The organism is Phaeodactylibacter sp. (genome assembly GCF_022763345.1).
Classification (GTDB): Bacteria; Bacteroidota; Bacteroidia; order Chitinophagales; family Saprospiraceae; genus Phaeodactylibacter.
Map to the genome: position 1 here is coordinate 1 of NZ_JALEGS010000009.1, position 13,597 is coordinate 13,597.

The following is a 13,597-nucleotide window of genomic DNA, read 5'->3' on the forward strand; positions in this document are numbered from 1 at the left end:
TCTGCCTCCTCCTGAAACCGGCAGCGGTAAATGACGTCCGCCTCGAACCGCTTTAGGTTGGGGCGCAGGCTGACACTGTTTTCCAGCTTCAGGCTTGAAAGGTCTGCAATAGCTGCAATTTTAGGATAGAAATGCTGAAGATAAGCTTTGACCACATCCGGGTCGCTCATAGCCGACTTGAAAAAGCGGTCGTCTGGTTGATGGACATCATATTTTATAGGCATGATACAGAGTATGCGTCAAGCCCAAAAATAATCATTTTGTTCTAAAAAACAGCGATTTGATACAAAAAACATTATCCGAGCAGCGCCTTATGCGTAGCATCCAGGATTTGACGTACCTCATCATGCTCCGGAGCCTGCGCATAAACCCGCAGTACCGGCTCTGTACCTGAAGGGCGGATCATCACCCACCGGCTGCCACCAAAGTAAAACTTAAATCCATCAATATCTTCCACACGCTCCACCTGATAGGGGCCAAAAGCTTTCAGACTGCCTTCTTTACATTGGTTTATGATCGCCTGCTTTTTCACTTCCGTAAGATGCAGATCATCCCGGTCATAGGCAAAGGACCCTACCCGGTCGTAAACTTCCAGAATCAGTTCTTTAATGGATTTCCCGGTTTTCGCCATGAACTCCATGATGGTCAGACCAATCCAAATGCCATCGCGCTCCGGGATATGGCCACTTACGGCGAGGCCGCCGGACTCTTCCCCGCCTACCAGAACGGGTTCCTGTGCCATAATCTCGGCAATATATTTGAAGCCAATTTTGGTTACTTCAATATCCAGCCCAAACTGCTTTGCCAGTTCCTGCATTTTTTCCGTAACAGAAAAGGTGACAACGACCTTGCCGGTCTGCTTTTTATACTCGTGCATGTAAAGCAGCAGCAACAATAAAATATGGTGAGAATCCACGAAGTTACCATCCTCATCGTACATGCCAATGCGGTCCGCATCACCATCGTTAGCTAAGCCAAGGCCGATTGACGGGTCGTTTTTAATCAGTGCAGATAGTTCACTGAGGTTACGGTGGATGGGCTCCGGTGCCTGCCCCATGAATGAAGGATTGTAGTCACAGTGCAGCAAAACCGCATCGGGCAATAAGCGGCGCAGCGCGTTCTGCCCGGCTCCGTACATCGCATCGTAGGCAATTTTAAAATCGGCATTGCGGATACTCTCCAGATCAAAGCCGTCGGTAACATGATCGACGTAAATCTGCTCCAGGTCGACGTACTCCAATAGCCCCTGAGCTTCCATTTCCTGAAGGGTCGGCAGCTCGAGGTCCACACTTGCCGGAATTGCCGTTTCCACCTCCGCCACCTGCGCGGGGATCATTGGGCCGCCCAGTTTGGACTTCAGTTTGAAGCCATTGTAAGAAGGCGGGTTGTGGCTTGCCGTAATGACAACGCCCAGGTCTGATCCGGTCTTCACTACGCCCAAAGAAACCATAGGTGTGGAGACGAAGCCCTTCGCCAGCCTGACCTTCATCCCGTAAGCGCCCATTACCCGGGTAGTGGTGTGGGCAAATAATTCGCCACCAAAGCGGGCATCGTGCCCAATCACCACCTGAGCTGCATCATTGGCTTTCATCCAAATCGCAGTACCGGCCGCTACCCGCTTTACATTCTCAACCGTATAATCTTCAGCAATGATGGCGCGCCAGCCATCGGTTCCGAACTTGATCTTTGTCATATTTGTCAATGGTTTATATGCTATGGTAAACAGATTTGTACGAGGGGTTCACTGCCGGGTTGCAATTCTACCACAAGGTTGGCAATGATTAGCGCCCGAATTTAGTAAATTCGCCACACTCTATTGTTAGAAAACCATAATCGTTTGACAGACACCTACCGGCACAAAGGCATGCGCCGAAAGCTCGTGGAGCAGCTTAGCGCAAAAGGCATCAGGGATGAGCAAATCCTGAACGCTATTGGTACGCTGCCCCGGCATTTCTTTCTTGATAAGGCCTTTGAGGAATGGGCATACCAAGACAAACCTTTCCCAATTGGGAATGAGCAAACTATTTCCCAGCCCTACACCGTAGCTTATCAGACGAGCCTGCTGGAAGTCAAAAAGCGGGACAAAATCCTGGAAATCGGGACCGGTTCCGGCTATCAGGCGGGAATTTTGGCCATGCTGGGTGCCAGAGTCTACACCATTGAGCGGCAGGAACTGCTCCATCGCCGGGCCAAAAAGCTCCTCGACCAATTGCAACTGGGCAATATTCGCTGCTACCTGCGCGATGGCTACAAGGGCCTGCCTGAATTTGCGCCCTTCGATAAAATACTCGTCACTGCCGGTGCTCCGGAAATTCCGGAACCCCTCCTGCTCCAACTCAAAGTAGGCGGAAGGCTGGTTATCCCTGTAGGCGATAAAGCACAGAAAATGCTCCGCCTGACCCGGCTGAATAAAGCCGGGGACGTGGAAACGGAAAAGTTTGCGGATTTCAAGTTTGTGCCTTTCTTAAAAGGCATTAATAAAGTGTAGCATTACCTCAGCAACTGGACTACCCCACTTTTCTGTGCCAGGCTTCCATCCAGCACATTACGGTAATCGATAAGGTACAAATAGGCACCAGTGTTGACTACCTCCCCTGCGGCTTCCCCATCCCAGCACGCTTCTGCCCCCATTTGATCGAAGAGCAACCCACCCCACCGGTTAAAAATGCGCAACCGGCGTATTTCCACATCCGGTCCGTAGACCTCAAACACATCATTGGTGCCGTCATTATTAGGCGAGAAGGCCGTGGGGATAAAAATGGAGGTGCTGCATTCGCCTGGTATTACATTGATAACCACACTATCGGCACACCCCTGATGATCGGCGATGAGTAGGTAAGCGCCCACACTATCTACTGAAAATGAATTACCCGCAGAGCCATCCGGCCAAAAGAACCGAACAGGCATGTCAGCATTTGCCTGTAACAACAGCGCAACCCCGGGACAGTAAACGGTATCAGGGATGTAGGTAAAAACCGGAGGTGCAACGGCTGCCAGCACAACTGTGTCCAGAGCAGAACACCCATTTTCTAAATCGGTGACCGTAACGGAGTAGTTGCCCGAAGCAGCAACCTGAATCTCCGGGCTCACCTCGCCTGTACTCCATTGATACCAGTGGTTATCCACTCCATTCTCAGCTGACAGGCTAAAAGTATCGCCATCGCAAAAGGCTGTGTCCCTGCCAAGGTTTACAGTGGGCACCTCACCTGGAGTTATTTCAACGGCATCTTCATAAGCACAGCCTTCCGAGCCAGTAGCAGTTAACTGATAAGTACCGGGCTGAGTCGCCCAAATGCCAAGGCTGGCATCGCCATTTTGCCAGATCAGAGAGTATGACCCGGCAGTCAGCCCACTTTCCAACCGGATACTATCGCCCGGGCAAAGTACTGTATCCGGGCCCAGCTCAAAGAACGGCCCATCCTCTACAACCACTTGCCTGACAACAGTATCTGCACAGCCATAGGCAGTACGAATATGCACCACGTCATACACACCGGGAGCAGCTAAGGGGACCAGCACAGTGTCTCCATTCAACGGCTCGGGCAACAAACCTGGTAATTTCCAGATCGACACAGTAGGAAGGTCAGTTGCAGCCGCTTCCAATGCCAGCACCTCGCCCCGGCAGAGCGTATCTGGAATCGAAAAATCAGCGGCGGCGGGTTCTAAAGGCAGGCAAAACGGCGTGAGTACGACGGGGTAGTCCTCCAGCGTCAGCGGCAATAGTTCCTGTTGATTGTAAGGTTGTATATCTACTGGTATAGGCTCCGGATCCAAATGCGGTGCTGCAGGCATCTCCAAATCACAACGCTCCACACTCGGGCAATCCGGGAAGCTACCATCAGCTTCAGTACGGTATAGAACAGCGTGCCCGAAATCAGGCCCTGTAAAGAAGTAGTGCCCTAACCGAGCCTGACTGCTTAACGGCTCCACGTCAAAGTAGGAATACAGTATATTATGCCATAGTCGGCTTACACTGCCGGAAATAGGGTCGCCAGTTGCTTTATCAATTTTGCTGACCCCTCCTAAAGGCTCATTGCCCTCTGTTCTGTAATGAAGACCAACTGTAGATTCCTCCAAAAACAAGCTTCCGGTCCGACCGACAGCTCTGCTCCAATCTGGTGTGCCGTTCGGCTGATACTTTATCAGGCGGCCCTCTTCGAAAGAACCGCCACTTACAATAGTGTAAATACTTCCATCCTCATCTACCTCCATATCCCATATAGCAATGCCATCGTAAAAATCGCGCCGAAGCATTTCTCCTGATTCGTAGTCAAAAACCAAATGTACAGACCCTGAGGTGATATAATTCGCAGGCGGTCCTTCAAACACCCGAACATTAATGTGAACCTGGCTTTCATAAACACCAAAACGAGGGACGATATACCGGTCAATCGTCCCCACAAAAAGCTGATACCCCTGTAGAAGCATACCCGCTTCATCTAACCTAAGTACAACAATCCGGTCCACAGTACTTCCGCAAATAAGGTAGCCATCGTCCAGTTCCTTCAGAAATGCCCCATTCCCAAAAATTGCTTCCACTATTTCAAATACCAAACCAGGAAAATAGCGGGCCCATTCCAACTCCCCCTGTGCATCTAGTTTAACCAGCCCACAATCTGAGGCGAGCGGGCCCAAATCCAAGGATTCCCGCAGGTTGGCTACAACCAGGAAGCCCCCATCGGAAGTAGCGATCATACTGCCCTCCCCCAGGTACTTAGAATCTATTGAAGGTGCGAGCTTTTTAGCCCATTCTACCGTCGCATCAGGTGCATGCAGGGAAAGGTTGACATTATTATACTCAAATTGTTCCCCGTGCAGAAAGCCAAAGCTTCCATCGTTATGAGCTGCCAGCTGATAGGGCGCTACCTCGATCAATTCATCCTCACCCGGATACTGTAAATGGTATTGAAAAGATTGGGTATAAACCGTAATGGTCAGCAAGAAAAATGCCAGGATCGAGAGCAAATACTTCATTTGGGGTCGTTTTAGTACGCGTTTACTTGGTACTAAAAAAAAGCGCTCCAATCAGCATTATTGCCTGTAAAAATGACTTTAACAACCTCCATTAATCGACCCGCCGCCCGCCAGCCGTCCGGGAACGCACCGATACCTGATCTACCTTCCTCAGGTCCACCAACAAGGTAGCCAGGGCGGCACTTCCACCCGCACGCCATTTGCGGCCGTTATAGGTAACAATCGCAGCACGCCGGTCCCAGTCGGAAGCACGCAGGGTGTAGCGGTCGTTCATGGTCGGATTGGGGCCAAAAATAAGGTAGCGGTCGTCACTGCCGCTCTCAAAGGAAATGGCAAGCCGCTCCCGATCGGGGGTAAAGAGGACAGCACCAGGGGTGCCTTTGGGGATAACTACCTGCTCCACCTGTTGCCCGTTCACCAACTTGATCTCACCGGAAATGACTTCGGCTTTCTCTGCACGCAACTCCCGTGTGAGCACAATCGGCTCAGAAAGATAAAACTGAATGCGCTTCAGCTCAGCTTCGGTAAAGCGCCCTTCATCGTAGACCCTTGCGGTAAAAGGGCTCAGGGTTGGACCGCAGGAACTGAGCAAGATAAACGACAGGATGGCGAATGGGAAGAAAGTTTTCATAGCAAGTCGGATTTGGTAAAATCACAAAGGAAATGCCTCCAATGTAAAGGTAGGACGCCAAATTTGCCAGTGGGTTAAAACTCTTTAACCTGCTTTAACGCCAGTTTAACGCCGCTGCCGGAAGAAGGCTTTAAGCAACAGTTGGCTTTCCTCTTGCAGTACGCCATACTCAATCTTCGTTTTGGGGTGAAGGAGCTGATTGCCCTGCTTGAGATAGCCCCGCTTCTCATCGGGTGCCCCGTAAACCAGCCGGCCCAACTGCCCCCAGTACAAAGCACCGGCACACATAACGCAGGGCTCCAACGTCACGTACAAGGTACAATCGCGCAAATATTTGCTGCCCAAATGGTTGGCTGCGGCCGTAAGGGCAAGCATTTCAGCGTGGGCCGTCACATCGTTGAGGAGCTCCGTCTGATTATGAGCCCGGGCAATGATCTGATTTTGGCAGACCACTACTGCTCCCACCGGGATTTCACCGGCTTCGTACGCCATTTGAGCCTCTTGCAAGGCTTTTTTCATGAAGTGTTCGTCACTGAGTACGCTTAGCATGCCGCAAATATAGAAGGTGTACGGCGGACCTCCACCAACCCGAAAGGGATTTTTAGAATTCCATGGCGTCTCGCTTTTATTTTTTGCAGGCAAATTCCATACCTTTGCGCATGGAAATACAGAAAACAGCTAACAACAAATTCGTCAAGGAAGGGCTCACCTTCGATGACGTACTCCTCGTCCCCGCTTACTCTCAGGTTTTGCCACGGGAAGTCGATGTATCCACTCAACTTACAAAAGGTCTTCGCCTGAATGCGCCCATTGTTTCAGCCGCCATGGATACGGTGACTGAGAACAAGCTGGCCATCAGCATCGCCCGGCAGGGTGGTATCGGGATCATCCACAAAAATATGACGATTGAGCAGCAGGCCGAGCAGGTCCGCAGCGTCAAGCGCTCAGAAAGTGGCATGATCGTCGATCCCGTCACGCTGGAAGCCGATGCTACCATCGGTGATGCGCTTAGCTTAATGCGGCGCTTCAAAATCGGTGGGATCCCCATCATTGACAAAGCCAATAAACTGGTGGGTATCCTTACCAACCGGGATTTGCGCTTTGAGACCCGCCTTGATGCTTCGGTACAGGAGCTGATGACAAAGGATAACCTCATTACCGCACCAGTAGGCACCAATCTGGAACAGGCTCGCGACATCCTTCAGGGGCATAAGATCGAAAAACTTCCGGTGGTGGATGACAACCAACAACTGGCCGGGCTGATCACTTATAAGGACATCATGAAGGTGCAGGATTTTCCAAACTCCTGCAAAGACAGCCTGGGCCGCCTCGTAGTAGGCGCTGCCGTTGGTGTCACTTCTGATATGATGGACCGGGTAGAAGCCTTGGTGAAAGTTGGGGTCGATGTGGTCATCATTGACACGGCTCACGGACATTCTGCTGGTGTGCTCAACGCCGTCAAAGACGTAAAGGGGCACTTCCCTGAACTACAGGTCATCGGTGGCAACGTAGCTACAGGCCCCGGAGCCCTGGCGCTGGCCGAGGCTGGCGTGGATGGTATCAAGGTAGGCGTAGGGCCAGGCTCTATTTGTACCACACGGGTCGTCGCTGGCGTGGGTGTCCCACAACTCACGGCCATCAATGATGCTTATGAAGCGGTTAAGCACCTCGGCATACCGATTGTTGGTGATGGCGGTATCCGCTACACTGGTGATATCGTTAAGGCTTTGGTCGCGGGCGCGAATACCATCATGGCTGGTGGATTATTTGCCGGTGTGGAGGAAGCCCCGGGCGAGACGATCATCTACGAAGGCCGGAAATTTAAGGTCTACCGTGGCATGGGCTCCATAAGCGCGATGGAAAAAGGCTCCAAGGACCGGTACTTCCAGGATGTGGAGGATGACATCAAGAAGCTGGTACCGGAAGGTATCGAAGGGCGTGTACCTTATAAAGGAACCGTCGCTGAAGTGATGGTACAGTACCTGGGTGGCCTGCGGGCTGGCATGGGCTACTGTGGCGCAGCTACCGTTGAGGATTTGCAGCATGCGCAGTTTGTCCGGATAACCAGTAGCGGTATACTGGAGAGCCATCCGCACAACATCACCATCACCAAAGAGTCGCCGAACTACAGCCGTCGGTAAAGCATTTTGCAAAAAGCGGCAATAGTGCTATTTTCGGTCCTAACTGAAATTTTGCCCGCACTATGCCGCAACCGCAGAAACGTATTCCTAAGTCCTTTTTCACCCGCAGTGATGTGCTGCAGGTGAGCCGGGAACTGCTGGGGCAGCACCTGATTACAGAAATCGATGGCGAACGTACTGTTGGGCGAATCGTGGAAACGGAAGCCTACCATCAGGATGGCGATAAAGCCTGCCATGCTTACGGCGGGCGGCGTACCAAGCGCACAGAAGTGATGTTTATGGAAGGCGGGCATGCCTATGTTTATCTATGTTATGGCATACACCATCTTTTTAATATCGTTACCGGCAAAGCAGATGTAGGTTCAGCTGTCCTCATCCGCGCGCTGGAACCTGTGTATGGTCAGCCCTTAATGCTGGAGCGAAGAGGCATGGAGCGGCTAGAAAAACGCCTGACCGCCGGCCCGGGCACCCTTGCTCAGGCCATGGGCATCACGAAGGCGTGGACAGGTACGGACCTCACCGACCCACCAGGCCCGATATGGCTGGAATACGGCGACCAAATACCGTCTACTGAAAACATAGCTGAAAGTGCAAGGATCGGTGTAAGCTACGCAGGGGAGTGCGCCCAATGGCCATGGCGCTTTACCATTGCAGGCAACCCCTGGCTCAGCCGCTGACAATTCTAAGCCGGAAAATTCGTTGACTAAAAGAAATACCAAAATACGAGGATGAAAACACTACGCTTACTCTTTATTACCCTGCTGATCAGTTCCTCATTGATTGCCCAGGACAGTGAAATCAAGAATTACGACTACGTTTATGTGGATCACATCCGGTCGGTTCGCTTTCATGTGAATGGGCTGGTTCTGTCAAACCCCATTGTCAACCTGGATGCGGGCGCTCAGCTCAAGCTTTCCTTTGACGACCTGGATGCAGATGTCAAGGACTACTTCTACAGCATCGTCCACTGTGACCGCAACTGGAACCCCTCTAATCTGCAGGAGATGGAATACCTCGATGGCTTCAACGAGGAACGTATTCAGAAGTACGACTTTTCCTTTAAAACGCTCTGGCCTTACACCCATTACACCCTGACTCTCCCCAATCGTGATATGCGGTGGCGACTGTCTGGCAATTATCTCCTGCTCGTTTACGATGAGTCCAACGACCGGCAACTGGTCATTACGCGGCGGTTCGTGGTAGTGGAGCAACTGGTGGGAATCAGCCCTCGCTTTTTGCGGGCCAACAACGTTAGCAAACTGCGTACCCACCAGGAAATAGACTTTAATGTTGCCCACAAGCAGCTCAATATTCAAAATCCGCAACAGGAAATTACCGCAACCGTGATGCAAAATGGGCGGTGGCGCAGTGCGATTACCGGGATAGAGCCCAAATTCATCCGTCCCGAACTCATGATTTTCGACTACCAGGACGAAATTGTCTTCCCCGGCGGCAAGGAATTCCGATTTGCAGACCTGCGCAGTTTCAGGCGGGTCAGTTTCAATGTAGCCTCCGTTCGGCAGGAACAAGACTCTTACATCGTGGAGATGAAGGCCGATAATCCCCGGGACAAACTCGCCTACACTACGTTTGAAGACCTTAACGGTAAGTTCATTATTGAAACCACTGATCAAAACCGGGGAGGGAACCGGCAGGAAGACCTGGCACTCGATCAGCTTTATGCCGAATATGCTGATGTCTCATTTGCACTGAATACGGAAAAACTTCCGGGCTACGATGTATATATTGTTGGTGGGTTCACGGACTGGACCCTCAAAGACCGCTACCGCCTCGAATATGACCCTAATCTGCAGGCCTATGCCACCTGGATCATTCTGAAACAGGGTTACTATGACTACATGTATGCTGCCGTACCCAAACCGAATAACAATCGCAAGAAGCAGGACCGCAACCTGAACATTTCCCTGCTGGAAGGCGATTCTCACGAAACCATCAATGAGTATACCATTATTATTTACTACCGGCCTTTCGGTAGCCGATACGACCGGGCGGTCGGCTCTGTTACTTTTACCTCCACTTTGGAGCCCTAAATCCGGAAAAAAGGACATTAATCCGACATAAGTTGGCCTTAATATAATTTTTGTGGCGGTTTGGAGCCGGGCACTTATTATTGTGCTGCGTTCGATGAATAAGCTATTATGACTTATTCGCCAGAGAAGCAGCATTGACTACTGCAAAATCCAAATCGTATGACCATCAAGAAATCCGCCCTGACACTAGTTTTCTTTGCTTTGACCAGCTGGATGATCCAGGCTCAGACCCAGCCTTGGTCTCTGGAAAAATGTATTGAGTACGCCCAACAAAACAACCTCAGCCTGCGGCAGGCACAGTATGACATCCGCAGCGCTGAACTGAATATACAGGAAAATAAATACAGCCGGCTGCCAGCCTTAAGTGCCGGAGCAAGAGCAGGCTACCAGTTTGGGCGTACAATTGACCCCACCACCAATAGCTTTAACAACGAGCGCATTGGTTTCAATAGTTTTTCACTGGATGCCAACGCCACGCTTTACGGTGGCGGCTTCATAAATAACTCCATCAAACAAAGCGAGCTCAACACCCGCGCTGCCAGGCTTGATGCCGAAGCGACTTCCAACAACCTAGCCTTAGATGTGGCAGCCGCATACCTCAATATATTGCTCGCAGAGGAGCAACTAACCAATGCAGAAAAGAACCTCGAACTTTCTGAAGAGCAACTCGAACAAACCGACAAATTAATCCGTGCAGGCTCCGTACCAGCCAATGACCGGTTGGATATCCTATCCCAAATCGCTCAAAACGAGCGGGCCATCATCGAAGCTGAAAATGCCGTGAATATTGGCTACCTCAATCTCAAACAGTTGATGCAGCTTGGGCCGGAGGACGATTTGAAAATCGTTCGCCCTGAGTTTATTGAACTCCCTGGCAATGCCAATCCACAAGCCGTAGGCTTGGAAGAAGTATACAGCGCCGCCCTGCAAACCCAACCGCAAATCAGGGCCGCTGACCTGCGAATCGAGTCTGCTCAGGTTTCTGAGGCTATTGCCGAATCTGGTTTCCTACCGACCCTTTCGCTCTTTGCCAACCTAAACTCCAACTTCTCTTCTGCCTTTCGGTCCCCTATTTTCGAAACTCAGCGGGTACCACAAACTGTCTTCATCGATGGCAGCCCCGTAACCATTGAGTTTCAATCGCAGGTGCCGGTAGATGACGAACAAATTGCCTACACGGACCAAATTGACCAGAACTTTGGCCAGGTTGTAGGGCTCAACCTGAATATCCCAATTTACAGCCGTCACACCAACCGCATCAATAAAGAACGAGCTCGGATCAGCAAACTGAATGCCGAGGTGGGCAGCGTGCAGCAACGCCAACTTTTAGAGGCCGATGTACAGCGCGCCATCGCAGACACCCGGGCGTCTTTCAACAGTTACAAAGCCGCCCAACGTTCTGTAGACGCTGCGGAAATGGCCTTCGACAATGCGCAAAAGCGATTTGACCTAGGCGCCATCAACACCCTGGAATTCGCAACCGCCCGCACCACACTCGATCAGGCACGGATTGAGCTGATCCGTTCCAAATACCAGTACTTGTTCAACCTGAAGACCATAGACTTCTATATGGGCAAGGCACTGGAGCTGAATATGAATTAGAAAAGTTTCATTTTTGGAGCCGCCCCGGAACAAGCAGCGGTTCTTAACCAACTTTAGCCACACATCATGTCTAAAACGAAGAAACGCAGTAACACCATTATTTTTGCCTTAATTGGCCTGATTGCGATATTGGTTGCCGTTGTTATCTGGCGCAACCAATCCAAGCCCAAGGGCGAAAAGGTCATCACCGAGCAAGCCGAAAAACGGACTATCGTGGAAGAAGTCTCCGCCAGTGGCAAGGTATTCCCTCAAACGGAGGTAAAAATCAGCTCTGATGTATCCGGTGAAATCGTTGATCTGCTCATCGAAGAGGGCGACTCCGTGGTATCCGGACAGCTACTGGCCCGCATCGACCCGGATGCCTTTGAGTCTCAGGTAGAGCGCGGCGCCGCAAGTGTAAACAGCGCCAAAGCGCAATTGGCCAATGCCCGTGCCCAAATTGAGCAATTCACTGCCCAGAAAGAACAAATTGAGGCACAATTGATCAACGCCCGGGAAATCCAGGACCGTAATAAGCCGCTCTACGAGGATGGCGTGATCTCCGAAGCAGACTATCAGCAATCACTTGCTAATCTCCGGGCGCTGGAAGCCAACCTCCGCTCTGCCGAGGCTAACGTTAAAGCAGCCAAACAAAGCGCAGAAGCTGCCGCCTATACCGTCCAAAGCTCTGAAGCCAGCCTGAAAGAACTAAAAACCAGCCTGCGACGCACCGAAATCTTTGCTCCCATGAGCGGCATTATTTCCCGCCTTGACGTAGAGGAAGGGGAACGCGTGGTGGGTACCATCCAAATGGCCGGTACAGAGATGATGCGCATTGCCAACCTGAATGCCATGGAAGTCCGGGTGGAAGTAAGTGAGAATGACATCCCCAGGGTCACGGTAGGTGACGAAGTGGCGATTGAAGTGGATGCCTACATCGACCGCGTCTTCAAAGGGAAGGTCACTCAAATTGCCAACTCGGCAACCAATGCCGCCTCTGCCGCTTCCCTGACCAGCGATCAGGTGACCAATTTTGAAGTCCGCATCAATATCGACCCCGCTTCCTACGATGACCTCATCACTCCCTCGAAGCCCTATCCATTCCGGCCCGGTATGTCTGCCAGTGTTGACATCCGGACCGAAGTGGCCAATGGTGTACTTTCTATTCCAATTCAAGCAGTGACTACCCGGGAGCGGGAAGACGATGAAAAGCCCGAAGCTAAGCCTGCAGCCTTGGAAGAGGAAGAACAGGACTTAATGGAGGTCGTTTTTGTGGCCAGCATCGATACGGTACGCATGCAGAAAGTCAAAACAGGCGTGCAGGATGACACATACATCGAAGTAGTTGAAGGGCTAAAGGAAGGCGATGAAGTTGTAACCGGCCCGTATGCAGCCGTCGCTCGTAAGCTGAAATCCGGTGAAAAGATTCAAGTCGTAGATGAAGATGAACTCTACAAACGCGATAATGACTAAAAAAGCAAAACAGGCACTGATTATTTTTGTCCGCAACCCGGAAAAAGGAAAAGTAAAGACCCGGTTAGCCAAAACTCTGGGCGAGGATCAGGCACTAGCCATCTACAAGGCGCTCCTCGCCAAAACCCGTACGGTAGCCGAAGGCGTGGATGCCCTTCGGCTACTGTTTTATAGCGTGCAGGTAAGAGAAGACGACGATTGGCCTGGCAGTAAATTTGAGAAACGCCAGCAACAGGGCAATGACCTGGGCGAGCGCATGGCTCACGCATTTGAAGTAGCATTGAATCTTGCAGATGCGGCAATCATAGTTGGCAGTGATATTGCGCAGATCAACACCTCGATTATTGAGCAAGCCTTTGCAAAGCTCTCCAGCCATGATTATGTTATCGGCCCTGCCCTTGATGGTGGCTATTACCTTCTTGGCATGAAGCGACCCAGCCCGGAGCTCTTCCGGGGTATGGAGTGGAGCACCAATCAGGTCGCAAAAATAACCCAGGAACGTATATTGAAAACCGGAGGCACACTTGCCTTTGCCCCCACCCTTTCAGATATCGACTATGCGGAAGACTGGGAGAAACATGGCTGGGAAATTTAAAGACAGGAGAGAAAGAAAACAAAAAAGGGAAGCAGTGAGGTTTCCTTTTGATAGTGTAGCCCGTACGGGATTCGAATGCTGACGATCCCAGAGGATGATCAGCATCCCGACAAGCAGCGCTTCGTCGGGGCCCGTGCTACCAGGATGAAAA

12 protein-coding genes are annotated in these 13,597 nt (G+C 51.3%); 7 read left to right on the plus strand and 5 right to left on the minus strand.

The window, feature by feature from the left end; genetic code table 11:
- Both MRY86_RS01655 and MRY86_RS01660 read right to left on the minus strand, forming a co-directional pair.
- Positions 1-224: Rpn family recombination-promoting nuclease/putative transposase (locus tag MRY86_RS01655; RefSeq protein WP_293570969.1), on the minus strand; the 224-nt coding region annotated here is incomplete at its 3' end.
- Between the two features lie 71 nt (positions 225-295).
- Positions 296-1,693, minus strand: coding sequence for a phosphoglucomutase/phosphomannomutase family protein (locus MRY86_RS01660; protein ID WP_293567391.1), 1,398 nt, complete (start codon positions 1,691-1,693; stop codon positions 296-298).
- Between the two features lie 144 nt (positions 1,694-1,837).
- On the opposite strand from MRY86_RS01660, the gene MRY86_RS01665 reads away from it, so the two are divergent.
- Complete coding sequence (locus tag MRY86_RS01665) at positions 1,838-2,488, plus strand: protein-L-isoaspartate(D-aspartate) O-methyltransferase (RefSeq protein ID WP_293567394.1); 651 nt, start codon at positions 1,838-1,840, stop codon at positions 2,486-2,488.
- Between the two features lie 2 nt (positions 2,489-2,490).
- Here the strand turns inward: MRY86_RS01665 and MRY86_RS01670 are convergent, their stop codons facing one another.
- The 3 genes from MRY86_RS01670 to MRY86_RS01680 all read right to left on the minus strand — a co-directional run bounded on the left by MRY86_RS01670 (position 2,491) and on the right by MRY86_RS01680 (position 6,154).
- Positions 2,491-4,974: a gliding motility-associated C-terminal domain-containing protein gene (locus MRY86_RS01670; RefSeq protein WP_293570971.1), complete on the minus strand. Its 2,484-nt coding sequence runs from the start codon at positions 4,972-4,974 to the stop codon at positions 2,491-2,493.
- A 91-nt stretch (positions 4,975-5,065) separates the two neighbouring features.
- Complete coding sequence (locus MRY86_RS01675; RefSeq protein WP_293569339.1) at positions 5,066-5,605, minus strand: hypothetical protein; 540 nt, start codon at positions 5,603-5,605, stop codon at positions 5,066-5,068.
- A 105-nt stretch (positions 5,606-5,710) separates the two neighbouring features.
- Entirely contained in the window at positions 5,711-6,154 is a 444-nt protein-coding gene (locus MRY86_RS01680; protein WP_282784806.1) for a nucleoside deaminase, read from the minus strand.
- Positions 6,155-6,264: 110 nt separating this feature from the next.
- Between MRY86_RS01680 and guaB the strand changes: the two genes are divergently transcribed.
- The 6 genes from guaB to MRY86_RS01710 all read left to right on the plus strand — a co-directional run bounded on the left by guaB (position 6,265) and on the right by MRY86_RS01710 (position 13,446).
- Complete coding sequence (gene guaB, locus MRY86_RS01685) at positions 6,265-7,746, plus strand: IMP dehydrogenase (RefSeq protein ID WP_044222861.1); 1,482 nt, start codon at positions 6,265-6,267, stop codon at positions 7,744-7,746.
- 62 nt (positions 7,747-7,808) lie between these two features.
- Complete coding sequence (locus MRY86_RS01690; protein ID WP_293569343.1) at positions 7,809-8,423, plus strand: DNA-3-methyladenine glycosylase; 615 nt, start codon at positions 7,809-7,811, stop codon at positions 8,421-8,423.
- A gap of 51 nt (positions 8,424-8,474) precedes the next feature.
- Entirely contained in the window at positions 8,475-9,797 is a 1,323-nt protein-coding gene (locus MRY86_RS01695; RefSeq protein ID WP_293569345.1) for a DUF5103 domain-containing protein, read from the plus strand.
- A gap of 159 nt (positions 9,798-9,956) precedes the next feature.
- Entirely contained in the window at positions 9,957-11,399 is a 1,443-nt protein-coding gene (locus MRY86_RS01700; protein ID WP_293569347.1) for a TolC family protein, read from the plus strand.
- A 66-nt stretch (positions 11,400-11,465) separates the two neighbouring features.
- Positions 11,466-12,851, plus strand: coding sequence for an efflux RND transporter periplasmic adaptor subunit (locus MRY86_RS01705; RefSeq protein ID WP_293569349.1), 1,386 nt, complete (start codon positions 11,466-11,468; stop codon positions 12,849-12,851).
- Complete coding sequence (locus MRY86_RS01710; RefSeq protein WP_293569351.1) at positions 12,844-13,446, plus strand: TIGR04282 family arsenosugar biosynthesis glycosyltransferase; 603 nt, start codon at positions 12,844-12,846, stop codon at positions 13,444-13,446. The genes MRY86_RS01705 and MRY86_RS01710 overlap by 8 nt, the downstream gene beginning before the upstream one ends.
- The last annotated feature ends 151 nt before the right edge of the window (positions 13,447-13,597 follow it).

Bases quoted from the DNA above. Each gene is read 5' to 3' on its own strand.
- MRY86_RS01660 (WP_293567391.1), bottom strand. From the start codon at position 1,693: ATGACAAAGATCAAGTTCGGAACCGATGGCTGGCGCGCCATCATTGCT.
- guaB (WP_044222861.1), top strand. From the start codon at position 6,265: ATGGAAATACAGAAAACAGCTAACAACAAATTCGTCAAGGAAGGGCTC.
- MRY86_RS01690 (WP_293569343.1), top strand. From the start codon at position 7,809: ATGCCGCAACCGCAGAAACGTATTCCTAAGTCCTTTTTCACCCGCAGT.
- MRY86_RS01670 (WP_293570971.1), bottom strand. From the start codon at position 4,974: ATGAAGTATTTGCTCTCGATCCTGGCATTTTTCTTGCTGACCATTACG.
- MRY86_RS01680 (WP_282784806.1), bottom strand. From the start codon at position 6,154: ATGCTAAGCGTACTCAGTGACGAACACTTCATGAAAAAAGCCTTGCAA.
- MRY86_RS01700 (WP_293569347.1), top strand. From the start codon at position 9,957: ATGACCATCAAGAAATCCGCCCTGACACTAGTTTTCTTTGCTTTGACC.
- MRY86_RS01675 (WP_293569339.1), bottom strand. From the start codon at position 5,605: ATGAAAACTTTCTTCCCATTCGCCATCCTGTCGTTTATCTTGCTCAGT.
- MRY86_RS01695 (WP_293569345.1), top strand. From the start codon at position 8,475: ATGAAAACACTACGCTTACTCTTTATTACCCTGCTGATCAGTTCCTCA.
- MRY86_RS01710 (WP_293569351.1), top strand. From the start codon at position 12,844: ATGACTAAAAAAGCAAAACAGGCACTGATTATTTTTGTCCGCAACCCG.
- MRY86_RS01705 (WP_293569349.1), top strand. From the start codon at position 11,466: ATGTCTAAAACGAAGAAACGCAGTAACACCATTATTTTTGCCTTAATT.